Below are 24,196 nucleotides of genomic sequence, written 5' to 3' on the forward strand. Positions count from 1 at the left end.
CCATGGCTAAGCCCTACCTTGAACCCCGCACCCAGGCGTGGAGCTTTCGCCTGCGCATTCGAGGCGAAGACATCTACCGCACCGGCTTCAAATCAGAAGCCCTTGCACGCAAGGCCTTGCTTGAGCTCACACAGTGCCTGAAAGCTCCTGGTCGCCCCGCCCTGGCAGGCCCCTGGAAAACCACCCTCGCCCAAGCCCTGCTCGACTACGCCTGCGAGCGCTTGCCCTCGCTCAAAAGCGGCGAACAAGAAGCACGGCGCATCAACCGCTTCCTGAGGCACGCCAACACCCCGCTGCTGGCCCTGCAGCCGGTCACGCCCAATGCCTGCGACGCCCGCAGCAATGAGTCCCAGTCCGTCTACTGGCGCGTCGCCTGTGTGCCCCCCGATCCCGAACGCCGCATCCCCAACGGTCTGCACAAGCACCGACAAGCCCAACAACAAAACAGCGCCGCCAGCGAGCTCCTGCGCGCCCAACTGGCCAATAGCAAAGTGGCCGACATCACCAGCCACACCATCCAGCAACTCATCGATGCCGTCGTCTCCGAAGGCGCCAGCGCATCGACCGTGCGACTGGAACACGCCATCTTGCGCCAGTTCTTCAACTACGCGCGCGACACCTGGCACTGGAAATTTGAAGTTGGCAACCCCGCCACCGGACGCAAGCTGCCCACGGTGGACAACGCGCGCGACCGTGTGCTGACCAACAAGGAATGGCATCGACTGTGCGAAGCACTGAAGGCCACACGCAACCCTTATGTGCCTCTGGCCCTGGGCCTGCTGCTGGAGTCGGCCATGCGCTGCTCGGAAGCGCTGGTGCGCATCGCCTGGAAGGATTTCGATGAAAGCCAGTGCCTGCTGCACCTGCGCGCGGCCAAAGCCGGCAAACGCTCGGTGCCGCTGAGCCCCGGCGCCATGGTCGTGATGCGGCAGCTTTGGCACCACGCACGCGCTGTCGGGCCCGTCTCTCCCGACAGCCCGGTGTTCAATTTGAGCTACGAAGCCTTGAAGGCCGCCTGGCAGCGCGCCTGCGAGCGCGCCGATGTGCATGGCGTGCGCCTGCACGACCTCAGGCACACCAGTGCCACCCGGTTCGCGCTGGAGCTGCACGGCAACATGCCCGCCCTGAAAGTGATCACCGGCCACAAGACCGACTCGCAGCTGCTGCGGTACGTGAACATCAATGCGGGCGACGTGTCTCGACTGCTGCATAGGCGCCCGCTGGATCACGATGACGCCCCGGCGGGCTTGCGGGTGATCCGGGCCGAACAAGTCTGGACACTGCCCAACGCACCGGCACCGGAGCTTGACGACTTGCCAAGCAACGTGATCGCCCTGGCCAGCCGACAGCGGCGCTGAGGGCAGACGCACTCCATCAGAGGCAGGCCTGACGAGATGAGTTCGCGATGAGTTCGCGACGAATTCGCGCTGACTGCGCAAGGCCTGCGTATCGCTTCACTCACCGGGCGTGCACCCGGAGCAACCGCTCGAGCCCCATCCACGCCCGGTTCAGACCCCGCACACATCATGCAAAAGAAGTTCTCGCCCGATTCATTCATCGGCATGCACGCATCGCATTGCTTTTGCCCGTCATGGCTCAGCCGCACAGGAACTGGTTACCCCTATCTGTCAGGCTCCGGCAACATCGGCATGGTCCCTGCCCACAGGGCTGCATTTCAACTGTTTCTGGGCTTGCTCGAGCCCGGTCAGATGGTGCTGCATCGGTGTGGTGACCCCGGCTGCATCAACTTGTGGCACCTGTACATCGGAAACAGCCAACAAAACTCCCGAGACCGGATCCTGCACAGGGATGCCCAAACACGGTGGGGGCCCCTTGCACTGCATTACCACTCAGAAGCGGGCCTTCATGTGTCGATGCGGCAGCCTTTGGCCATCAGCTGGCATGTCTGCCGTGTGGCCGACAGATTTGAGGGCTTCGATCCGTCGCAGTGTTTCACGCCGAACTGGCTGCAGCTGACGTCAGACGGGTACCTTCAACTGCCGCGAACGAACGCACTGGGTGTTTTGGCTGGCGCTCATCGCCTGGCCTATTCCATGTATGTGGGGCGATTGAGCAAATACGACGTGGTCGAGCAAAAGTGCGGCAACCAGCTGTGCATCTGCCCATTTCATCTGAGCATCACAGGCCGCATCAGCCAGCTGGATTGGGAACAGCGTTACGACGGGCGTTTCAAGAAAATCGTCTGACTGCAGGGCGATTGCATGGCGCACAGCACACTGCTGCTGTGCCTGCAGCAGATATTTGTAAAGACGGGCCGCGTTTTGGCGCCCTCTCGCTATACAGGTCATGCGAGATTGCGCCCCTCACCTCACTGAGGCCACTTGGCCCCACTCCATCTGCCAAACGGCCAGATGGAGAGCTTGCTGCCGATCATCGGTGACATCCGTCAGATTGCCGCATGGGAATGGTTTTCACACCATTCCCTTGACTACTCGCGCGCAAAAACACCGCCGCCTGATGACATTCAAAGCCTGCCTGGATCGAAGAAAACGATCAGCGAATGTCGTCACGAGAGCCGCTTGCAACCCTGCTCGATGTTGGGCAGCCAGGTGTCATTCACACGCGCGCCGCGCACGACATCACTTGCTTGGACTTTCTGAATCCCATTTTCTCGGCTCGAAATCGCACGCCGGCATTCCACAAACCACTCACGGTGCCGGCAGTGGTGAATTGCGAGTTGAAGAGCGAGCGTGCAGCCGCAGGCTCGTTCCAACCTACTCGAATACCCGAATCGGACTGTCAACATGACCAAAGAAAAAAATCCCCCTGCTCATGGCAGCAAAGAATTTCTTGAGCTTGTCAACAAGAACGAATCAAGTCAGAAAATCAGCCGGATCAAGAACATGCAAGCCAAGCTGAGAGCTGTGACGAAGCAGCATTTCCGCATTGCAAAAGAACAGCGTCTTTCGGCCTTGGCCCTCACCCTCACCCTTCGAAAAGGTGAAAACCCTCAAGGCAAGCAGATTTCGCAATTCATGGACAGATTGCGAAAGCACTTCAAAGGTCATGTCCCTGTGCTGCCCTACACGTGGGTTCTGGAAAAAGGTGGGCAGTTCCATTACCACCTGACGGTGTGGTTGCCTCGCGGCAAGAAGATCTCTCACGCGGACCTCGAACGCTGGTGGCCCCACGGTTTCACGCACACCGAGATGTGCCGCGACCCTGAGGGTTGGACCCGTTACATGCGCAAATCGCCCACCAAAGATGACCTGCCCAAAGGCATGCGCGCCTATGGCTACGGCGGCATGGACCCAGATGCCAAGGTGGCGGTTCATGACCAATGCCTGCCGCAATGGGTCAAGAAAATGGCCCCCTTCTTGAGCAGCCTTCGGCGGTGCCCCGGCGGTTACATCGACACGATGAACGGTGTGATCTACCAATGCCCCGTGATGTGGACAAGCAAAGGATTTGTCGCCAAATTCTCAGAACCAATGCGTGCGCCGGCGCCATTGCCTGTCACCGCGTGATTGGAGCGCTTGCTGTTGCACAGACCTCGCCTTTGCCAGATGAATCATGCCGGGCTCATCACAGGCTTTGCCTGTTGACGTGTGCACTTCGAGCCCCCTTGCTCCGCAGTGCCTCGTACAACTCGGCAGGCCCCAGCAAGAGCCCCTTGAGCCCCTGGCGAACCTTCTCGGAATCCAGTGCCTGCTTGCTCATGGTCGAGAAGGCATCGAATGCATCGATGATGGCATTGAGCTGCTCTGACGTGAAATCTGGTGAGTTGCTGAACTGCTCTTTCGTGTTGTTCATCGCCTGTTGAACCAGCAGTTCCGACTCCATCATCTTGCCCTTGATGTTGTCCACGAAAGCCAGCATGTCATGGTCGGTGAGTTCGCCATCAAACAGGCCGTTCAACTTCTGCACAATTTCAGACAGCTTGATCTTCTCCTTGTCCTGGATCTGGCCTGAGCCAGACGCCGTCATCGGGTCAAGCTTGTAGTCACCGTCCGTCTCACCCAGCACCAAAGCTGGGCCGCCTTGCTTCTTCAGCTTGTGGTGCGTCAGGCTCACCTTGGACAGATCCACCCCTTCGCGCTCTTTGCCAAAGTCGAGCAGTGGCATCAGGCGCTTGAAGAAGATGGCACGCTTTTCGATGGCCGTGTTGCCGTAGTCGAACATCTGCGACAGGAAGGCATACACCCGCACAAAAGTGCCCAGGTCGCGCTTGAACAGCGTGAGCGCCTCCAGCTCATCCTTCGCGGCCTGGCCATCAGGGCCCAGTTCGCCACCGGGCAGCTTCTCTGATGCGGTTTTGAATGCCTCGCTGGCCGCTTTGAAGCGCTTGAGCAGCCGGTCGGCCACGGGCTCGATGGCTGCCACCAGTTGCGCTTGCGTGGCCTTGGGGTTCAGCTCCACCTGCACCACGCGCTCCACCTCGAAGTCGTCGTAGTGGCCGGTGGCGTCCAGCTTGGCGCGCAGGTCAAAGATCAGGTTGGGGTCGGTCACACCAGCCAGCTCTGCCGTCTCGTAATAGGTCTGGAAGGCGGCCAGGATCTCTTGCGGGTCGTTGGCGAAGTCGAGGATGTAGGTGGTGTCTTTCAGGCCATGTGCGCCGTTGTATGCCCGATTCAGGCGCGACAAGGTCTGCACGGCCTGAATGCCGGCCAGCTTCTTGTCCACGTACATGCCGCACAGCAAGGGCTGGTCAAAACCCGTCTGGAACTTGTTGGCCACCAGCAGGATCTGGAACTCGTCGGTGGCAAAGGCGTCTCGGATGTCGCGGCCTTTCAAACCTGGGTTCAGCTGGGTGCTGTTTTCGGTCACGGGCTCGGGCAAGGCCTTGGGGTCATTCACCTCACCTGAATAAGCCACCAGAGTGCCCAGTGTGTAGCCCTGGGCTTTGATGTACTCGTCCACCGCCAGCTTCCAGCGCACGGCTTCCACGCGGCTGCCCACCACCACCATGGCCTTGGCATGGCCCTTGAGCAGCGGTTGCACGTTTTCCAGGAAGTGCTCCACCACCACCTGCACCTTCTGGGCGATGTTGTAGGGGTGCAGGCGCACCCAGCGCATCAGGCCCTTGAGGGCTTCGCTGCGCTCCACCTCTTTGTCATCCCACTCCTTGCCGTTGTGGGCCAGCTTGAAGGCCAGCTTGTACGAGGTGTAGTTCTTGAGCACGTCGAGGATGAAGCCCTCTTCGATGGCCTGGCGCATCGAATAGACGTGGAACGGTGCGGGCAGGTTGTCAGGCCCGGCCGGTAAATCAGGGTTGGGCCTGCGGCCAAACAGCTCCAGCGTCTTGGCCTTGGGCGTGGCGGTGAAGGCCACATAGGTCACGGCCGATGCGGTGCCTGCCACGCCAGCCTTGGCGCTCATCTGCGCGGCCAGGATGTCTTCGGTGCCCACCTCGCCGCCATCGGCCAGGTCTTGTAGCTCTTGCGCGCTGAGCACCTGCTTGAGCTTGCCTGCGGCCTCGCCGGTTTGCGAACTGTGGGCCTCGTCGGCGATCACGGCAAAGCGCTTGCCTTGTGTGGCGGCCAGCTCTTGCACGGCCTTGAGCGCAAACGGGAAGGTCTGGATGGTGCACACCACGATCTTCTTGCCGCCTGACAGGGCCTCGGCCAGCTCGCCGCTTTTGCTCTGGCTTTCGCCCTTGATGGTGGCCACCACGCCCGCCGTGCGCTCGAAGTCGAAGATGGCTTCCTGCAGCTGAGTATCAAGCACGGTGCGGTCGCTCACCACCAGCACGGTGCTGAACAGCTTGTTGTTGGCTGCGTCGTGCAGGTCTGCCAGGAAATGCGCCGTCCAGGCAATCGAGTTGGTCTTGCCACTGCCCGCACTGTGCTGAATCAGGTACTTCTGGCCCACACCTTCGGTCAACACGGCTTGAACCAATTTTCGGGTGGCGTCGAGCTGGTGGTAGCGCGGGAAGAGATAGCCCACGGGGCGTTTTTTGTCGTCCTTCTTGGTCACCAGGTAGCGGGCAATGATCTCCAGCCAGCTGTCGCGCTGCCACACCTGTTCCCACAGGTAGTGCGTGCGGTGGCCTTTGCCATTGGGTGGGTTGCCCGCAGCACCGTGGTCGCCCATGTTGAAGGGCAGAAAGTACGTGCTGGGCCCTTGCAGCCTGGTTGTCATCATCACCGTGCGGTTGGTGACGGCAAAGTGCACCAGCGCCCCACGGGGAAACTCAAGCAGTGGCTCTGCAAAAGCTTTGCCTTTTGGCTTGGGGATGCGGTCGAACTTGTATTGGTCCACCGCCTCGTTCATGCCCTGTGTGAACTCGGATTTCAGCTCGGCCGTGGCCACCGGTATGCCGTTGAGGAACAGCACCAGGTCGATGATGTCATCGTGGTTGGTGCGCACCTGGCGCACCACGCGAAGCCGATTGGCTGCGTATCGGGCCTGCAGCTCGGGGTTCATGGCCAGCGCGGGCTTGAACTGCGCGAGCTTCACCGGGCCCTTCGGGCCCATCAACTCCAGGCCCACGCGCAGCACATGCAGGGTGCCCTGGTCGTCCAGCAGCTTGCGCAGGCGGTCCAGCAGTGTGGCTTCGGCATTGGCGCCATGCGCCTTGACGATGGCGGCCCAGGCGTCGGGCTGGCTCTCTTGCACCCAGGCCATCACGTCGGCGGGGAACAAGGCGCGGGGCGTGTCGTAGCCTTTGGCATCGCCTTCTGCATAGAGCCAACCGTTGGCCGCCAGGTGGTTGCAGATGTCGTTTTCGAATTCGATTTCTTTGTGCAAGGCCAACGTTGACTCCCTGTGGTTGGTGCTCAGTTTTCTTCTTGATCGTCGTCGTCCAGCGGCTGGCCTTGCATCGCGCGGCTGACCGCCTGCTCAATGGCGTCCAGCACATGCGCCTGCACCCTTTCGGCATATCGCTTGCGCCGGTTGTTGGACAGCGAACCGCCATTCTGAAAGATCGTCACGATCAGGTTGGCCAAATCGCTGCCGCGCAGGTCATGGCGTTCGTTGATGTGGCGCTTCACCTTGTCAAACAGCCCCAGGAACTCCACCTCTTGGCGCATGTGCGTGTCCAGCGAGGCCTCGGCCATGGCCAAGGTGAAGGTGGCTGCCTCGCTCAGGTCCATGTAGCGGAACCACGTGTCTGCTTCGGGGGCCCATTCGTAGGTGTAGTGGTCATCGCCCCCCCAGGTCACCTGGCACAACTGGCGGGCCGGCTTGCTGAAGGTGGTGAGCGCATGCAGGTAGTCGGCCTCGTGCTTCTTCATGGCCACCGAGATGGGCAGCAAAAATTGCAGTGGCAAGCGGCCCGACTGGCCCAGGCAATGGTGGATCAGGTAGCGCGACAAACGCCCATTGCCGTCCATGAACGGGTGGATGAACACGAACGCGAACGACACCACCGCGGCATGCACCAGGGGGTCCAGCCCTGCCGCCCGCTGGTTGGTCAGGCGCATCAGCCCATTCATCAGGGCCACGGCCAGCTCAGGCTCGGGCGGCACGTAGGTCACGCCTGCGGCACCGGGCACATCCCGCTGCAGGCGGTTCTGCTCGGTGCGGAATTGAACGGCTTTGTCAAACGGGTTGGAGATGACGGCGTTCTGCAACTCCACCAGCCATTCTTCGGTGAGCGGGCGCTGCTCATGGGCGCGGCGCAACAGGGCCGCAAACCGCTCGGCCTTGTCTGCTGTGGGTGCCTCGCCCTCGATGGCGAACGAGCCCTCGGTCTCGCTCAGGTAGGCCCAGTTCAGGGCGCGCTCCAGCATGGCCTCGCCCACGGCTTCAGCGAAGGCTTGGGCTTGCCCCAGGATGTCTTTGTCGATGAGCGCCATCAGTGCCGGTGTTTTGCGCACCACCGGGCAGAAATGCAGATCACCCAGGCCATTGAACTCGATGCGCCAGCGGGCATCTCGCTGGGCGGGGCCGACAAAGTATTGCGCCGGTTCAAACAGAGGGGCATAAGCGGCGGCGACGCCAGGCTCACCCAGGCCGGGCAGCCGCTGCTGATGCCAGGCTTCCCACAGGTGGCCCAGCTTTCGGCCATAGATGCTGTTGGGCGTGGCCTGCACCCAGGCCGCCAGCTCAGCCGGGGGGATGCGCTTGAGGGCACTGACCAGCAAGTCGAGCCTGACACCCTCGTGCTTGAGGGCAAACAAGGCCTGCTGCAGCAAGGTGGGCTCAGGCGCCAGCTTGTGCGGCACCAGCAAGGCGCCGTCTTCCAGCCGCTCGATGCGGTTGACTGGCGCCAGGCGAGCGCGCTGCTTGCCCAGGAAGTCTGGGGCCCCCACCGCGTTCTGGATCCAGGCGTAGCCAATGTCGCTCATGTCAGCAAGGGCCTTTCGGGCAGGAAAATCTTCAGATTCAAAGAATTATCCTCAGAAACCTTGCTTGCAATGATTTTTTCTTCAGGCCACACAACAAGCCACCAGATCCCATGGGCGCCGGCCAGCGCGCAAGAAAAATCTTCAGTCAACCAATTTTTTCATCAGAAATTGGCCAGTTATGAACTTTTTATTCAGACAGCTTGCCGCTAGAACCGGCTTCAGCTGATCGCCAGCCATCGAGTGCAAGGCCATGGGCTCACCTGTGTGATGTTTGTTTTCGTGTTTTCAAGCTGCGCGCTCGGCTGCTTTGCAGATTCGGTGCCAGCTGTACGCCGCTTCGATGCCAAGGGCCAGATGAAGCAGTTTGCAGAGGTGGTCATTGGGTTCCGGGTGGCCGTGGGCCGCCTCCAGCAAGTCCCTGAAGAAGCAATCCATGACCTCGGCCCAGTGCGAGATGTCCCGCCCGAATGCATTGCACACTTGGACCAGTTCTGCCTGAAGCGCCTCCAGCTGATGCAAGGGGAATTGCTGCTCACGTTCAGGCATGCCAGATTTGGCCAGAACAAGCAGGCCATCGGCCATCCATAGACCAAACCCATGCCGCGCGGCTGACACCAGCAAGCCTGGCTGCGAACGCCAGCGCTCGGCGGCCTTTGCAGTAAGACCCAACATCATCGACACGGCCTTGAGGGTATCGGGCAGTTCATCTTCGCTCGCGCAACAGGAGTACTCCAGTTGTTGCAAGAAGAGCGACGCTTCGTCTTCAAGCAGCATGGGGTGACTCCAGCGAACGCACGTCGATCTGGCCAGTGACCGCAGCGGAGATGAGGGCGGAGCGGCGTTCCTTCAACAAAACTTGCGTTTGCTCAGCTTCGCGGATCAGAGCCAAAAACTGCTCGGACTGCTGCTTCACCCACGAGGAAATCTGGAATTGCTCGTCAAGCGGGGGCACCAAAACCGGTGTCTTTCGAAGTACTTCGAGCGTGATTTCTCTGAACGTTGCCCCCTTGGCCATCCGGTCAAAGTATGTCTGCGCTCCGTTTCCGTTGATGAAGGCCAATAGGTATCCGGGATCGGTCTCTAGGCCAGGTGCGATCCGCGCAGTCCCTTGTGTCAAGTTAGCCCCATCAAGCTCCTTAGGCACAGGAAGACACTTTCCAACTGTTGCCCGAATCGCAATGACCAGATCACCCGCAGACACCTTCGAACGAGCATAAGACGCATCGATTTCGGGCGATGTTTTTGGATAGCCGTCCAGCGGCAGCTCATCGCCCGCCATGTCGCTAGTTCTGATGTATGGGATGCCGTCTTCGACATCCGGGCCAGCCTGAACGATGCCGTAAGTGACTGACGTACCGGGTTTGACGACTCGCTGAAGCCTGTTTACTTGCCAATGCTCCGGCACCTCCCCCAACCACTCGACGCCCGAATCCTTCATCGGCACCGACGGGTCCAGCCCCTTGGTCACGGCATGGGAGATGACGGCCTGGCGCTTTTCCTTGAGTAGGGTAATGAGCTGTTCTTGCTCGGCCACCAGGGCGTCGATCTTGGCGGTTTCGCGGTCGAGGAACGCCTTGATGACAACTTGCTCATCCACGGGTGGCAAGGCAATCACGAAGTCCCGAACAAAGTCATCGGGCACACGCTTTTGCCCGCCTGCGCCATACATGCTCGCCTCGCCTTGCTGCATGAACGGTCGAGCGGTGAAGATGCGATGCAAGTAGCCGCTATCTAAATGCATCGACAATGGCCTGGCCACGATCAGCTCGGTCGTGCCAAAGCCAAGCCCACCATGCAGGCCACGCATCACAGCGCCTTTGCCGTTTTCAAAGCATGGGGTTATCTTTGCAATGGCAACATCGCCTTCAGCAAAGTACGTGTACCCGGACTCCAGTTCGCCAATGGGGCGAAGACGATCCAGCGCTAGGGAACCATCTTCGCCAATGGCCTCCATGGGCAAGAATGTGACTTCGCTGGAACGAGACAGCGCGGCCGTTTCTGACTTGCTCGGATTCAACTGCACGACTCGACGTAGCCGCTTGACAGACCAGTGCGAAGGAACAGCACCCAACCAAGCAACCCCGCTGTCCTTGTACTCCGGATACCTCGAAAAGCTCATGCCGACAGCCCCTTGATCATGTCCAGGATGCGACCGGTGGTGCGCTTCAGGTCGGCATCGATCTCGGCCAGCGGGCGCGGCGGCTTGAACACATAGAAGTGCCGGTTGAACGGAATCTCATAACCCACCTTGGTCTTGTCCGGGTCGATCCAGGCATCGGGTGCGTGGGGCAGCACCTCGCGCTTGAAATACGCGGCCACGTCTTCGGTCAGGGGCACGTTCTCGGTGTCGCGCAGGGCCGAATCAGGCTGTGGCTTGCCTTTTTGCTTGCCCTTCTCGCCCACCACCACCTTGCCCTCGGCATCGCGCAGCGGGCGCTCCACGGTGATGGTGTGGTAGCCAAAGGCCTCGTTGGCAAAGATGCGACTGATGGGCTTACCCTCGTCGTCCGTGGCTTCTTCAAAGCGGCCAAACAGCTGGGTGATGTGGTCGATGTGGGCATCGCTCAGCTCTTTGCGCTTGCTGCCCAAGCTCTTGCGCAGCTTCTGCCACATGCCACTGGCATCGATCAATTGCACCTTGCCCTGGCGCGCCTTGGGCTTGCGGTTGCTGATGACCCAGATGTAGGTGCCAATGCCGGTGTTGTAGAACATGTCGTTGGGCAGGCCCACGATGGCCTCGACCAGGTCGTTCTCCAGCACGTAGCGGCGGATCTCGCTTTCGCCACTGCCCGCACCGCCCGTGAACAGGGGCGAGCCGTTGAGCACGATGCCGAAGCGGCTGCCACCGTCTTTGGCGGGGCGCATCTTGCTGAGCAGGTGCAGCAAGAACAGCATGGAGCCGTCTGACACGCGCGGCAGGCCGGGGCCAAAGCGGCCGTCGAAGCCGCGTTGCTCGTGCTCTTTGCGCACTTCCTTTTCGACCTTCTTCCACTCCACGCCAAAGGGCGGGTTGGCCAGCATGTAGTCGAACTTCATGGTGGGGTGACCGTCGTCGCTCAGCGTGTTGCCAAAAGCGATGTTGGCCACGTCTTGCCCCTTGATGAGCATGTCGGCCTTGCAGATGGCGTGCGACTCGGGGTTCAGCTCCTGGCCGTACACCGTCAGGCGGGCCTGGTGGTTCAGCTCGGCCAGGTACTCACCGGCCACGCTGAGCATGCCGCCCGTGCCGGCGGTCGGGTCGTACAGGGTGCGCACCACGCCGGGCTTGGCCAGCACCTCGTCGTCTTCCACGAAGATGAGGTTGACCATGAGGCGGATCACCTCGCGCGGGGTGAAGTGCTCCCCGGCGGTTTCGTTCGAGATTTCAGCGAACTTGCGGATCAGCTCTTCGAACACCAGGCCCATCTGCATGTTGCTGACGGCCTCGGGGTGCAGGTCGATCTGTGCGAACTTCTCGGCCACCTGGTAAAGCAGGCCAGCCTTAGCCAGGCGGTCGACCTGGGCCTGGAATTCGAAGTGGTCGAAGATGTCGCGCACATCGGCTGAGAAGCCCTGCACGTAGGTGAACAGGTTGTGGGCGATGTTGTCGGGGTCACCCAGCAGCTTGGGCAGGTCCAGCTCGGATTGGTTGAAGAACTTCAGCCCGGTCTTTTTGAGCAGGAAGGGCTCGGGGTTCACGCCGAGTTTGGTCTTGGCTTCCTTCTCGGCCAGCACGGCGGGCTTGGTGGCTTCGAGCACGCAATCCAGCCTGCGCAGCACGGTGAATGGCAGGATGACCTTGCCGTAATCAGATTGCTTGTAGTCGCCACGGAGCAGGTCGGCGACGGACCAGATGAATGCGGAAAGTGCTTGTTGATTCATGTTTTTTCTTCATCGGGCACTGCACGGCAGCGCCTTGAAAGTATCGTGGATGTCAGGCTTCGCTCTGCGCTTCATGCCCTGTCAAATGCCTCCTGGCTGGCCTCGCGCCAGATGCTTCTGACCGCACTCTCCAGGCAGGCTTCAAGGTCATGCATGGTCCAGTCTGTTGGGTCATTCGATGTCTCGGCCCAGTCATCGCCAATGCCCGTTTGCAGCAAGGTGTCACCGTTCAGCAACCAGTACGCCCACTGCGTGGCCGTAGGCAGAGCTTTGAACTCGGTGAAAACGGCATCCAGTACCTGGGCCTTCATTGCCTCGTTGACCAAGCTGGCTCCCCGGCATTCAGCCACCAGCTCACCCCACACATTGCTGACTTCACCCTGCGCTTCCAGCAACGCAGGCATTGAACGCAACCTTGATTTGGCTGCCCCGGCGAGATCCACGCCGCCGCACAACTCTTGCGCAAACAAAATCGCCAGACGCTTGAAATGTTCCGCCTGTACGGTCACCCCAGACACCTCTTGCTCGCGATCAACCTGGGCTTCATGCAAGGCCACATCGGTCAGCACGTCTGCCATCTGGCGAAGCCTTTGCAGGCGATCCGGAATGAAAATTCCCAGGGTGTCGCCGAATGTCAGTTCACACCCCGGCTTCAAAAGTGCCGCGATGACTTCAGCAGGAAATTCGTGGCTGGGATGGTCACTGAAGTCGTAGTTGTCACCGCCGCACTGGGTGATTTTTCCCAGATCGTCAACACGTCGCTCACACAATTTCCCTGCCTCATTTTCGAACTCCGTGACCTGTATAGCCCAGCCGGACACAGCCAATTCAGGTGTCACAGCAACCAGGCGGACCGAGATCACTGCGTCATCCACAAGGCCGGAAAACCGCTGTCGGATGGCCGGCAGCAGCTCGATCGCGCGCCCGTCGTAGCCAGTTTTCAAGCAGTCAGAGGGTAAAAGCCAGGGCCAAAAATCGAACGGTTCGGAGGCTTTTGGGGCGTCGGCGACGGTGGAATTCATGAAGAAAAGACCCGTTTTTTTTGATGCAAGGGGGGCCTTTTTTGACATGGCCAACCAGCCCGAAACCATGCCACATGACATCGATTTCCAGCCCCCCGGAGCAGGGGTACAGGGTCAAAAAAACACGGTTGGCGCAGCAGGGCACAGGGGGTGCCGATGGGTGAGGCTCGCCTGAAGGCAGCTTGACGCGAACGGAAATGTGCGACGGGCTGAATGGATGACATGCAGGCATATAGTCAGCCAGCCCCTCGAGGCTGTGGGCTGCTGCCTAAGGTCAGCCAGCCCCTCGAGGCTGCATGACTCTACTCTAACGTCAGCAAGCCCCCCGACCCTGCGGTTCAGAACGTCCCCAAAAGGGTCCGTTGGGCGCCGGCAGTTGCGCCCCTCAGAACTCATTCATTTCGGTGGTCAGGCTCTTTCGTAGCAACGCTTGACGACCTTAAGGATGACGCCAATGATGTCTGAGATCCCGACGATAGCGCACAGCCAACGCACTCGCTGCACACTTCCCGGAAGCAGTGATCCGGGGGTTGCCAGAACTTCTGCGTGACGACTTCGCAGGCAACGGATCTGTTTCCGTTGCTGATCACGAGGTGACGCTTCGTCGCATCCAAAGCAGCGCTCGATACACCGCCTGGTGGGCGGCCGTTTCTCCACCAAGCCAGCACTCAAGGCACCCCCGTCACCAGGGACGCTCCGGGCTCACTGTGCACCCTGGATTGGGGAAATGGGAGGATCCTTGCAACAAATTCGAGCCCATGCGCTATACCGATTGCGAGACGGTTTTGAACGGGTTGTGCGGCGTACGGATCAATCAGGCCATGGTCTGTAGGCCCGCTCAAACCTGCAGAGATTGACTCGAAGGTCATGGACACATCTGACATTTCGTGCGGCGCAAAACGTCTGTGCCTTCATCGTTCCAAGCCGAAAAGGCCTGCGCAGGCGACTCAGCCGGGTGAGTCCGTCAACGCACTGGACCACGGGACGACCGGGCACTGAAACTGGCCAATCGTGGGAAGGAAACTTTGTGATTGAAGTGGTGACGAGCACTTGGCTTTGGCAAGGCTCGACAGGTGCATCATTGACGAGCATGCCGGGGAGGCCCTCCGGAGGTGCCCGATGGATGACGATGTTGAGGCATGGCGCACCTCCGGCCTGGTGGCGGTTGCTTAGGCGATGTGCGGAGCAAGACCAGGATCACTGCAGCTCTTCAAGGACATTTTTCGCTCCGACTGCGTATGGTTTTGCATGCCCTTGGTTGAACTCCCTGTGAATCACCTTTAGCTCGACAGACACCGATGAGTGTTCGACGAAGCTTGCTGAAGCGTAGGTGTGTGATTGGCGTGTCGGTTGGACTACAAAGGCGAACCTTAGAGACCTGCTCTTAGAAGAGCTCGATGATGAAGGGCGGCTATGCAGCGGGAGCAGGCGTTGAGTGGATCAAAACTGAACGGCCGTTCTCAACCTTATTGTTGAGCGGGGTCGTAAGCAATAGCTGTTTCGATCCGTGTTTTGAGCTCCGGGGCTACGGTGTAGCCGCTCGGAATGACGAGAGAGTTCAGAAGCGCATCGTCAAAATTTTCGGCCTTGATCACAGTTTTTAGCGAAGCAAGCAACTTCTTGCCCTTTACCGTACTTGGCGAAGGGCCGCCTGCTGCTTGCCACATTGCTTCGGCATCCGGGGATCCTCCGTTCGGCCAGACAACCCGAACGACATTCTTTCTTTTTTCGAGAAAGGTGTCGCGTGCCTTGGCTACCTTCTTCGCAGCGACATCTCGCCATTCCTCGGCCACCTCAACAGAAACACCATAGAGTGCGGATAGGTATCCGGCCTGACAGAAATATGCCTCGATGTCGGAGCCAACAGTGACCCAGGGGAACACCCCTGGCGTCTTGAAGCTTGTCGTCCACCGGTCAGCCTCTTCAGCGGTCATGAAATCACCGTCTCGATGCAGCAGCGCTCGACTTTTGAGCTTCCCGTCCAACAAGAGTCCTGTAAGAAATTTGTCCCGCGGCAGATTGTCAATTCCGAAGCATCTACAGACTGCAATCTGCCGAGAAAGCTCCGGCCACTGTCTGAGTACTGCCCGAAGCGGCTTATCGTCCTCATCTTCCACGAAAAAGAGCGCTGCTTTGTCAAGCCCGCCCCACCCGAGCAGTCGTCGAATCACCTCGTCATCTTCTGTTTCAACGACCCCGCTCTTCATCCAAACGAGCTTGGCTGCAGGACTCGCGGCTCGAACGATATGGGGGCTATGGGTCGTTAGAACTACCTGAGTGTTATATTCGAGCGCTGCTCTTTCGAGTGTTTCAATAAGGCGCTCTTGCTTGTTTGGGTGAAGGTGTGCATCGGGCTCGTCGATGAGCATCACCTTGGGTTCAAACAGGATGAGATAAGCGAAGATTTGAACGACTTGGAGCACGCCGGTGGCTGCGGTTTCCAGTGGGCGGCTGTAATCGACTAGGTCGTCAGTCCTCAGAGTTGCCGAAATATGATAGTCCTCGCGCTCATCGAATGCGACGTTGACTTCGACACCTGGATGGACTTGATTTACTAGTGTGTTGAGCTTGGCAAGCCTTGCGAGCCCTTGGCTATCATCCGCCTCACCCTGCCTGCGGCTACGAAGATTAAGAAGGATATTGCGCAGAACGCCGCCTGCATCACCGCTAGCTGCCTGCCGGCGCAGCGTCGGTTGCGCAAGGATAGATTCCTTCTCAGATAGGCCCGCTAGGCCAGGTATATAGGTCGTGACGAACTGAAATCGTTGCTTATATGGTGTGACAGCGCCGCCGCCATCCATATATGCCGTAATTCCACCCCGATTTCTCGCGGCACGAATGCGGACTGTTGCTTGATTGGACTCCTCGCCGGTCGGGCGATGAGCAAACACAACTTCTACAGCATTCGAAGTTGAGTCAGATTTGAGTTCCCCATTGTTGAGCGTTGTGAGCGGCTCGCTTGAAGGAACGTAATCGAGCCGTTCAAAAGAAATCATCTCCTTCGTATTCTTCGGCAATACATAGCTGGCCGCTCGCGCAGCCCAGTGGATTGCTTGAAGCACTGACGACTTTCCACAACCATTTGGCCCAACGAGGATGGTGACGCCATCAAGGGGGATAGTCGCCTCCTTAACTGCCTTGAATCGCCTGACGGTTATCGACTCCAGTGGGGTCCACCGGCGCGCGCGAACAGATCGAGTGTCAGCAATTTCAACTATCGGAGGAGGAGAAGTCGAAAAACCGACTTCTGCGAATTGCTGACTGCCCCCAGTAAGTGTGACATCGTCGGGAACTGTTGCGACAAGGCCCTCCGCTCTCGCAAGGCCTACTGCTTCGCTTTGCTCCGAAGAACCTTCGTCAATAGGTTTCTCTGCTCCTTGATTGCTTTCATTGTTCATTTTTCTATTCTTGCACGGTTCTGGCGATTGGGTCTTATCAGTGGAGGGGCCCTGTGACCGCTTTCAGCCTTGAGCTGCCCTTGCTCGGTGAGTGGCTCTTCTGCAGCGGGTGCTCCTAGCAAATCACGAGATGAGTACAAATGCAAAATCGGGGCAAAAATGCGAGTTGATTGCTTACATCCCAAACCCGAAGAGCTTTAGCTTCTCTGCTGAAGCTCGAGTCGGATCTCTTCGGTAAGTCCTGACACCTCTGACGAACGATGCCGATACTCGGCTGTCACCTGCTCTTGGCTCTTATTGGCGAGGAAGAAAAGCTTTTCTGCTGCATCCCTGAGCAGACGGACTAGCTTCGAGCTTTGATCGAGATCGTTTGACCGTACCCAACGGTCTAATGCCCCACCTGACATCCCGTAGAGCTCCTCGCTCCAGCGCACACTGTTCACCGCGCGAAGGATCTCCCGCTGAGCGGCAATTCGATTGTTGAACTCAGTCATGCTGTCACCTCAGCAAGCAGTTGAGCCATCCAACCTTGGATGGGCGTAGCTCCCCGAAGCGCAAGCATAACCTCTTCGTTCGACAACGCGTCGCCAATGCCGCGCGTAGACAGAATCCTTGCGCGCCTGAGCACGTCAAAGACCCCTTCGTCCAAGTAGAGAGGCGCATCAATTAGCAGCGGTGAGCTTCTTGAGAAGACCGGTCGACCACGCCACAGCGAATAGCAGGTGGCAAAGTTTCTGATACCCAGAAACATGCAAGACAGATTAAATGTGGCGTTCACGCGGGTCTCGGACAACTGATCAAGTGACTCGGAAAATAGGCTGGCAAACTTTTTGCAATCTTCCGCACCAGCCCCGTAGGCCGCAGGCGCCCCTAGTGACTTGATGAAGTCGACGCCGTCGGACGAGAACAGGAGTCGAGACTCCAAGTGCAGGTGCCAAGCGAACGGGTTTCCCTCTGTCCACAATTCTCGCAGTCGTTCATGCTGATACACCGAAAACTTGTTTACATCAACATCAGGACTTGGCCCAGTGACACAGGCTAGTAGGTCGACGTCGGACGATCTATCAATCTCTCCGCGGCAAATCGAGCCGAAGGCGTAAAAATGCATGATCATCGACGGCCAAAGCGCTTCACTAGCAATGCAGTAAGCAGCGACAAGGCGATCAACCGTGTAGCGACGATCATTGATGCAGCAGCAGTCGTGTGGGAGGGTCTGGGGAGTGTGCCAAGGAAGATTGCCGGGGCGACTTTTAAGCTCTCCCAATAATCTTGGATCGTCGCCGAGCCATTGATCGCATTGGCGTCATAGATTGCAATGATCAGTATCGCGATTAGGATCGTCCGCAGCAGCCTGGGGATGCTCTCACCATTCCCCCAGATGCAATGAAGCGCCCAGAACTCGACCCAAACCAGGAACTGCCGAACCCGCATAAGTCCAGGGTATTTCTTCCGGTAGAAATCATCCTCGGATCGCCAAGACTGGAGCAGATGGCGTGATGTAGCATGGAGTTCCTGCGTGATCGCTTCATTTACGGCCTTCGCGTCGCCAATCTGCTGGAAGTTCATTCGTAAAGATCGCGCGAAGCGCATTTTGAGGTTTTCTTCTGGCGGTGCCCAAACAGTCAGTATGTCGGAGTCGATTTGGCAGCGCTCGAAGGTCGCGTAGTCAAACCTAGAGCCGGGGAAGCTCGACTGATGAAAGTTGGAGCCGATGAATCGACACCCCGTGAAGTTGCACGAGTCGAATACGCAACTGCGCAAATAACAGCCGTCGAACACGCTGTGCTCAAAAGACACGTTCTTGAACGTTATCTTGCGCCCATTGAGGCGGGTAAAGTTTTTGTACTTAAACGCAAGGGGTTCGTCTTGGACGTTTTTAGGGACGTAGTAGTCGGTGATAGTCTGCCTGTTGCCCAGCGACAAGTGTGTGGGAGTCGTTGGAGAGGTGTCGTCTGCCATCGTGTTCTCGCAAGGGTGGTGGTCAACAAACGCACGAGCCGCGTGTCTTTGCGATCGGGTAACGATCAAGTGCTTTATATGTGCTCATTATCATCTCCCTAGACTTGGGTTGCTATATGTTGCTCGCTGCGTTTCGGTCAACCTGTCGTTGATCGCACCGTAACCACAATAACAAATCAAATGCCCGGCCACCAAGGTATAGCGGGATCTATGGTGTCGACCGTCCGGTCATGGTCGCTGCTGACATTCGGGTCAATGCGCGCGAGTGACTCAGTTCAGCCTTCAAGCGACATGGCCGTTGCTTTGGCAACCGAGGAGCTTGCTTTCTGTGCGCTACTTCTTCCTGGCACCACAGCGTGCGATGGCGGCGTTCATGTCTTCAACTGAGACTCGCTTGGAGGACCGACCAAACATGCCCTTGAGGTTCCTAATCTCCGCAAGGCCATTGGAAGAGTCTCGCTCTTGAACAGGCATCTTTTCAGCTTCGCGCATCAAACTATCGCTAGCATGGCTCCCAGCCATCATGAGAATGGCCATGACTTTGCTAAGCCCATCGGGGTTCCGCACTGCGTCTTCAGGGCAAATTCCATTGAGCTGAGGATGTGGCGTTTCCAGCCAGTCCCGCACCCGCTCCCAAGATTGGAAGGCTGCGAATGCGGCCTGATCCAGTGCCGTCAAGCACTCATAGTCAGGGCTACCGAACTCGCGGCCAACCGGAGCTTTGTCTAGCCAAGCTTGCTCTTCATCTGAAGCCTGGTGCTGCGGCGTCGATGTGTGTTTCGGCTCAGTGTCTTTGGGCATATCCCGATACTACTTGCACAACACTTCCGATAGCTACGAAGAATGCATCGCTCTGGCTCATCAGAGTTCTAATTGAGGCACCAATGGATGGCGGTTCTGCAGCGGTTGCGGTCATTCAAGTTGAATGACCGAATGACCGCTTCCGACCCAATCCAGTCTGTCGAGGAGTTGAGAAGCAGTCGCTGCCGACGGCGGCGACCGATGAAGATGCCCTGCGTTTCGGTGCCAGTCAGCGTCTTGCGGCCCGCGCGGACGAGCCTTTATCGGTGGGGATGCACCACAGATTCCACCCACCTGAAGTTTCACTTGGCACCCCCGCTGGCCTTCGACACGTAGAGCGCCAGCGCCGCAATCTCTGCTTCGGTGAGCTTGTCCTTGTACGAGGGCATCTGGCCCAGCCCGTTGCGCAGCGCCTTCGCCACGCGCGCAGCGTCGGGCTTCAACTCGTCCAGCACCGGGCCGACGGCGCCCTCGGCGCCCGCGGCCTGCAAGGTGTGGCAAACGGCGCACGACGGGACGACGCCTTGCAGGAACAGCTTCTTCCCTAGCGCGAGTTGCGCGCTGTCGTCGGCCGCCAGCGCGGGTAGAACGGGCAGCGCCAGGCCGGCGACGAGCACCGACGCGACCCTCATTGCATGCAACATGAAGCGCTGCTGGATAGTGCTGCGCATGATCAGGCCACCGTCACTTTCACGGCGTGGTCGGCCCAGCTCGTGTTGTTGTAGCCGCCGGCGTTTTCCATGCGCTGCTCGGGTTGCACGTTGCCTGCCGTGTCGGTGGCGCGGCTGGCCAGCGTGTGGCTGCCGGCCGGCAGCCTGGCCGGCAGCACGAACTGGCGCCAGGCATAGCGGCCGAGGTCGGGCCCGGTGAGCCGCGCGTCGCTCCAGGTCTTGCCGCCGTCCAGCGACACCTCGACGCGCTTGATGCCGTTCATCCCGCCGAAGGCCACGCCCTGCACTTGCACCAGGCCGGCCCTCACGCCAGCTGCGTCGGGCGCGGGCGAGTTGATCCACGACTTGACCGTCATCTCTTGCACCGACGGCTGGCTCGGGTCGCCTTTGCCGCCCGGCGGCGAGATGCGGTACCCGTGCGACATGATCTTCGCGTCCGTCTCCTTGGCCGTGAAGGCCAAGCGCTTGATGTACTTGATGTTGTTCACGCCGGTGTAGCCGGGCACGATCAGGCGCAGCGGGCCGCCGTGGGCCAGCGAGATCGGCACGCCGTTCATCTCCCAGGCCAGCAGCGCGTCAGCCATCGCGGCGGCCGGCACCGAGCGCTCGACGATGATGCTCAGCGGGTCCAGGCCTTCGGGCAGCTTCTCGCCGCCGGTGCCGGTCAGGTAACCGGCGCCCGGCACGACGCCGCCCAGCGCTTCGGCCACCACGCGCACCGGAACGCCGGTCCACATCACGCAACCCGCCGCGCCCACCTGCCAGGGTGTGCCACTGGGCTTGCTGGGGAAGTAGCCGCGACCATTGCCCGAGCACTGCAGCACCATCGCGGTGGTCTCCACGCCCATCGTCTTCAGCTCGCGCAGCGTCAGCTTGCGCGGGGCCTTCACGCCTTCGATGGCCACTTCCCACGCGTCGCGGTCGGCCACGATGGAGGCGTCGGGCGCCGGCAGGTTGTTGCGGATGTAGAGCTGCTCGGCCGGCGTGATGACGCCACTGCCGAAGGCCGCGCGCTTGGTCTCGATGGTGGTGCTGCTGTGCACGATGACGCTGGCCGGGTCTTTCCAGTTCACGTAGGCGGGCAGCGGCTTGGGCGTGGCGCTGGCCACTGGGGTTTCGCCAGCCGCGGCGGCACCGCGCGTGAAAGTGGCCAGGCCGGCCGCGGCCAGGGCGCTGGCGCTGCCGGCCAGCATCTGGCGCCGCGGCAGCGAGTTCAAGGTCTTGTTCATCGGGTCTCCTTGGGGGTCGGTGTGGAATTCGGTGGGGACATGTCGGTGGCTGGACCGAACTGGCTTTGCGCCACGGCCAGGGCCTGCTTCTTCTGCGCCACCAGCACCAGCGGCTTGCCGTCGCGCGAGGTGATGACTTTCCAGTGCACGTTGCCCCACCAGCCGCTGCCCTCCGTCAGCGCCACCGCCTTGTCGAAGGCGAACACGGTGACCATGCCGCCCTTCTCGAAGAAGGTGGTGAGGTGGTAGACGAGGTGGCCGTCGATGTCGCAAGGCCGCATCAGCTGCGGGAAGCCGGGCACAACCTGTTGGCCGGCCAGCCCCAGGTGCTGCAGCAAGGGCGCGCTGGCCATGAAGGTGCCGCGCAGCGTGCGCTCGAAGTATTCGTGTTCGATGGCGCCGCGCACGAGTTCTGGCGGGCGCATGGCCAGCACGGCGCCGGTGCCGCTGCCTGCCAGCAGCAGGCCCAGCACGGCGCGCTGGAAGCTGCGCCGCGCCATTAGCGGCTGCGCCTTGCGGTACAAGTGCGGCGGGGCGTCGATGGGCTCGAAGGCCAGCGCCAGTTCGGCGCGCGTGCGCAAGTCGAACGCGCTGTCGGGCAACTCGGGCGGCCGGAGTTCGCGCTTCATGACGGGGTCTTCCGCAAGGGCGTGACCTGGGCGCCGCCGGGTGCCCGCACTGGCACGCCCATCACCTGCTTCAGCGCGTCGCGCGCGCGAGCCAGGCGCGACAGCACGGTGCCGGGCGCAATCTCCAGCGCCTCGGCCATCTGCGCGGTGGGCATGTCGTCGAAATAGAACAGCACCAGCACCTCGCGGTGGATGGGCGCCAGCCGCGCGAGCGCCTTGACCACGTCCAGCTTGTCGTCCAGCCCGGCGTCGGGGGCGGCCTGCTCGGGCTGCTCGTCGTCGTCCAGCGACTGCATGCCCGGCGCGGCCTGGCGGAAGGCGGCGCGCCGCATGATCTGGAACAGCCAGGCCCGCGCCAAGGCCGCATCGCGCAACTGCTCGCGGTGCTTCCAGGCGTTGGCAAAACAGTCCTGCACCACGTCTTCGGCGATGTCACGCGAGCCCGTCAGCGCCCAGGCGCTGCGCAGCAGGAAGCGGTAATGGTCCCGCACCCATTGGTTGTAGCGGGACTCGGCAGACTGGAACAGCATGGTGATCAAGAGCGGACAGCGCTGCGGTTCATTCCATCGCCATCGTCAGTGCTTACCCTCAGGCTGGGCATCACGGCCCGCGCGTGCCACCCAGCGATGGAAATTCGGCTGCCGAACCCGCGCTAGAGCGCTGCTGCAAGGCCGCCAGCCGCCGCGTCATGCTCTCGATCTCGATGGTCTGGCCGGCGATGATCTCCTCCGCCAGTTGCCGCGTGGCCGGGTCGCGGCCGTGCTGCAGCACCAGCCGCGCCATGTCGACGGCGCCGGCGTGGTGCGGAATCATCATCGCCAGGAAGTCGATGTCGGCCTGGCCCACGAAGCCCGGGCCGTGCATGTCTTGCATCATGCGGGCCATCGAAGCGTCCATCTCGCGCTCGAAGGCACTGACTCCATGTTGGGCGTGTCCGCCCCTCATGCCCTTCATGCCCTTCATGCAGTCTGCCCCTTGGCACCCACGCGCACGTAGACCAGGTTGATGCTCTTCTTGTTGCGCAGCGCTCCGGAAGGCAGGGTCAGGTTGCCCAGCGGAATCTGCGCGATGAAGACCGGCTTCAGCGGGTCGCTGACGTCGAAGGCGCTGCACACCGTCTGGCCGGCGTTGGGCGTGCCGGGCAGTTCGTCCTGCTCGTGCGCCACGTAGAGCAGCGTGTTCTCGGGGTTGGTCCACAGCCCGTGCGATTCGCGGCCGTGGCTGAAGAAGGTGCCGACCACCTTGCGCTGGCCGCTGGCTGCGCTGCGGTCGATGATGGCGATGGGGCTGGAGGCGACGCCGCCGGGGCCCCCGTCGTCGATGCGCGCCAGGCTGGCATAGACCACGCTGCCGCGCGCGTTGCTGACGAACTCGACGTGGTTGGGCCGCGCGCCCATGCCCAGCGGCACGCTGTCAATGAGGTCGAAACCGCCCCGCGTCGAGCGAGAAGACAGCGCATCGGCCAGCTTGTGCGAGAACCACACCTCGGCGCCGTCGGGCGTGGTCTTCATGAAGGGCGTGAAGCCGGGCTTGTCCTGCGCACTGATGTCCAGTGTCGTCACGCGCTGCGGCTGGCTGTGGCCATCGGCGCCCGGGTTGACACGGAACACGTCGACCTGCGACACCTTCTGGCTGGCCACGAAGGCCAGCGTGCCTTCGCGGTTGAACCATACCTGGGCCGGGCCGTTGATCGTCGGCAGGAACTGGCGGATGGCCGTCGAACCTGTGTTGTCGGTGCCCTTCAACTGACGCAGGGCGAGTTCGACGTTGACGATGGCGATGCGGTCTTCCCCGCGCAGCGTCACCCAAAGCTCCTTGCCGTTGCGCGTGAAGGTGGGCTCGTGCGGTTCGCGGCCCAGCAGCAGCCCGCTGCTCAGGCGTTCGGGGTTGGTCGTCATGCCAGCGGCCGGGTTGGGCGTGTTGCCGATGACGCGGCGCTGCTCGGCGTCGACGAGGTAGATGTTGCTCGAGCCGCGCCCGCTGGTGGCCAGCAGCCGGCCGTCGGGCGACGGCACCGCGCCGTGGGCGTCGATGCAGCCGTGGTACAGCGGCTTGTGGATCATCGCCGCGTGCGTCGGCGCCACGCCGGCGGTGACATAGCGGAAGGGCGGCCGCGGGTCTTCGTCGAAGCTGGTCAGGTTGATGGTGCTCTCGACGGTGTTGGTCCTGGGGTCGATCACGACCAGCGTGTTGGAGTCTTCGTTGGTGATGAAGACGCGGTCGCGCGGGTCGATGCCGGTGGCGGCGGCGGCGCTGGACGGCGCCTGGGCTTGCGCTGCGGGCAGCGCGCTGGCGGCTGCGGCGGCCAGCGAGTATTTGAGGATGTCGCGACGTTGTGTGCTCATGGGTGCTTTCTGTGTTCAGTGCAAAG

At 60.6% G+C, this 24,196-nt stretch carries 22 protein-coding genes; 4 read left to right on the plus strand and 18 right to left on the minus strand.

Annotation, left to right across the window (positions count from 1 at the left end; translation table 11 throughout):
* Window positions 1-2: 2 nt before the first annotated feature.
* From EYS42_RS03220 to EYS42_RS03235, 4 genes are all read left to right on the plus strand, one after another.
* Complete coding sequence (locus tag EYS42_RS03220; protein ID WP_130966387.1) at window positions 3-1,358, plus strand: tyrosine-type recombinase/integrase; 1,356 nt, start codon at window positions 3-5, stop codon at window positions 1,356-1,358.
* Between the two features lie 168 nt (window positions 1,359-1,526).
* Window positions 1,527-2,207: an HNH endonuclease gene (locus tag EYS42_RS03225; RefSeq protein WP_130966388.1), complete on the plus strand. Its 681-nt coding sequence runs from the start codon at window positions 1,527-1,529 to the stop codon at window positions 2,205-2,207.
* Window positions 2,208-2,381: 174 nt separating this feature from the next.
* The gene (locus EYS42_RS03230; protein ID WP_130966389.1) at window positions 2,382-2,621 is read left to right on the plus strand and encodes a hypothetical protein; all 240 of its coding nucleotides are present in this window, start codon (window positions 2,382-2,384) and stop codon (window positions 2,619-2,621) included.
* Window positions 2,622-2,765: 144 nt separating this feature from the next.
* Complete coding sequence (locus tag EYS42_RS03235; protein ID WP_130966390.1) at window positions 2,766-3,488, plus strand: rolling circle replication-associated protein; 723 nt, start codon at window positions 2,766-2,768, stop codon at window positions 3,486-3,488.
* Window positions 3,489-3,546: 58 nt separating this feature from the next.
* Here the strand turns inward: EYS42_RS03235 and EYS42_RS03240 are convergent, their stop codons facing one another.
* The 18 genes from EYS42_RS03240 to EYS42_RS03320 form a co-directional block, all read right to left on the minus strand.
* Window positions 3,547-6,717 carry a type I restriction endonuclease subunit R gene (locus EYS42_RS03240; RefSeq protein ID WP_130966391.1) on the minus strand — a complete coding sequence of 1,057 codons (3,171 nt, stop codon included), beginning with the start codon at window positions 6,715-6,717 and terminating at the stop codon, window positions 3,547-3,549.
* Between the two features lie 23 nt (window positions 6,718-6,740).
* Window positions 6,741-8,255: a Fic family protein gene (locus EYS42_RS03245; RefSeq protein ID WP_245503478.1), complete on the minus strand. Its 1,515-nt coding sequence runs from the start codon at window positions 8,253-8,255 to the stop codon at window positions 6,741-6,743.
* Entirely contained in the window at window positions 8,252-8,404 is a 153-nt protein-coding gene (locus EYS42_RS17030) for a hypothetical protein (RefSeq protein ID WP_165456617.1), read from the minus strand. Before EYS42_RS17030 ends, EYS42_RS03245 begins: the two co-directional genes overlap by 4 nt.
* 136 nt (window positions 8,405-8,540) lie before the next feature.
* On the minus strand, window positions 8,541-9,029 hold the full coding sequence (locus EYS42_RS03250; protein ID WP_130966392.1) for a hypothetical protein: 489 nt from the start codon (window positions 9,027-9,029) through the stop codon (window positions 8,541-8,543).
* A complete protein-coding gene (locus tag EYS42_RS03255) occupies window positions 9,019-10,374 on the minus strand; it encodes a restriction endonuclease subunit S (protein ID WP_130966393.1) in 1,356 nt (451 codons plus the stop codon). The genes EYS42_RS03250 and EYS42_RS03255 overlap by 11 nt, the downstream gene beginning before the upstream one ends.
* Entirely contained in the window at window positions 10,371-12,116 is a 1,746-nt protein-coding gene (locus EYS42_RS03260) for a type I restriction-modification system subunit M (protein WP_130966394.1), read from the minus strand. The genes EYS42_RS03255 and EYS42_RS03260 overlap by 4 nt, the downstream gene beginning before the upstream one ends.
* Window positions 12,117-12,187: 71 nt before the next feature.
* A complete protein-coding gene (locus tag EYS42_RS03265; protein ID WP_130966395.1) occupies window positions 12,188-13,138 on the minus strand; it encodes a hypothetical protein in 951 nt (316 codons plus the stop codon).
* 1,466 nt (window positions 13,139-14,604) lie between these two features.
* Window positions 14,605-16,536, minus strand: a complete 1,932-nt coding sequence (locus EYS42_RS03270) for an ATP-dependent nuclease (protein WP_245503479.1) — start codon at window positions 16,534-16,536, stop codon at window positions 14,605-14,607.
* A 197-nt stretch (window positions 16,537-16,733) separates the two neighbouring features.
* The gene (locus EYS42_RS03275) at window positions 16,734-17,030 is read right to left on the minus strand and encodes a hypothetical protein (RefSeq protein ID WP_130966396.1); all 297 of its coding nucleotides are present in this window, start codon (window positions 17,028-17,030) and stop codon (window positions 16,734-16,736) included.
* Window positions 17,027-17,644 carry a nucleotidyltransferase gene (locus tag EYS42_RS03280; RefSeq protein WP_130966397.1) on the minus strand — a complete coding sequence of 206 codons (618 nt, stop codon included), beginning with the start codon at window positions 17,642-17,644 and terminating at the stop codon, window positions 17,027-17,029. Before EYS42_RS03280 ends, EYS42_RS03275 begins: the two co-directional genes overlap by 4 nt.
* A 2-nt stretch (window positions 17,645-17,646) precedes the next feature.
* Window positions 17,647-18,495, minus strand: coding sequence for a pentapeptide repeat-containing protein (locus EYS42_RS03285; RefSeq protein WP_130966398.1), 849 nt, complete (start codon window positions 18,493-18,495; stop codon window positions 17,647-17,649).
* Window positions 18,496-18,828: 333 nt separating this feature from the next.
* On the minus strand, window positions 18,829-19,296 hold the full coding sequence (locus EYS42_RS03290; protein WP_130966399.1) for an MbcA/ParS/Xre antitoxin family protein: 468 nt from the start codon (window positions 19,294-19,296) through the stop codon (window positions 18,829-18,831).
* 302 nt (window positions 19,297-19,598) lie between these two features.
* Window positions 19,599-19,928: a SorU family sulfite dehydrogenase c-type cytochrome subunit gene (gene sorU, locus EYS42_RS03295; protein WP_371820138.1), complete on the minus strand. Its 330-nt coding sequence runs from the start codon at window positions 19,926-19,928 to the stop codon at window positions 19,599-19,601.
* Between the two features lie 41 nt (window positions 19,929-19,969).
* A complete protein-coding gene (gene sorT / locus EYS42_RS03300; protein WP_130966400.1) occupies window positions 19,970-21,196 on the minus strand; it encodes a SorT family sulfite dehydrogenase catalytic subunit in 1,227 nt (408 codons plus the stop codon).
* A complete protein-coding gene (locus tag EYS42_RS03305; RefSeq protein WP_004306457.1) occupies window positions 21,193-21,825 on the minus strand; it encodes a hypothetical protein in 633 nt (210 codons plus the stop codon). Before EYS42_RS03305 ends, sorT begins: the two co-directional genes overlap by 4 nt.
* A complete protein-coding gene (locus tag EYS42_RS03310) occupies window positions 21,822-22,355 on the minus strand; it encodes an RNA polymerase sigma factor (RefSeq protein ID WP_165456618.1) in 534 nt (177 codons plus the stop codon). The genes EYS42_RS03305 and EYS42_RS03310 overlap by 4 nt, the downstream gene beginning before the upstream one ends.
* A gap of 70 nt (window positions 22,356-22,425) precedes the next feature.
* Window positions 22,426-22,788, minus strand: coding sequence for a DUF305 domain-containing protein (locus EYS42_RS03315; protein ID WP_004306461.1), 363 nt, complete (start codon window positions 22,786-22,788; stop codon window positions 22,426-22,428).
* Window positions 22,785-24,170, minus strand: coding sequence for a YncE family protein (locus EYS42_RS03320; protein WP_130966402.1), 1,386 nt, complete (start codon window positions 24,168-24,170; stop codon window positions 22,785-22,787). The genes EYS42_RS03315 and EYS42_RS03320 overlap by 4 nt, the downstream gene beginning before the upstream one ends.
* Between the last annotated feature and the right edge of the window lie 26 nt (window positions 24,171-24,196).

Origin of the sequence: Aquabacterium lacunae (assembly GCF_004310865.1) — a bacterium.
Classification (GTDB): domain Bacteria; phylum Pseudomonadota; class Gammaproteobacteria; order Burkholderiales; family Burkholderiaceae_C; genus Aquabacterium; species Aquabacterium lacunae.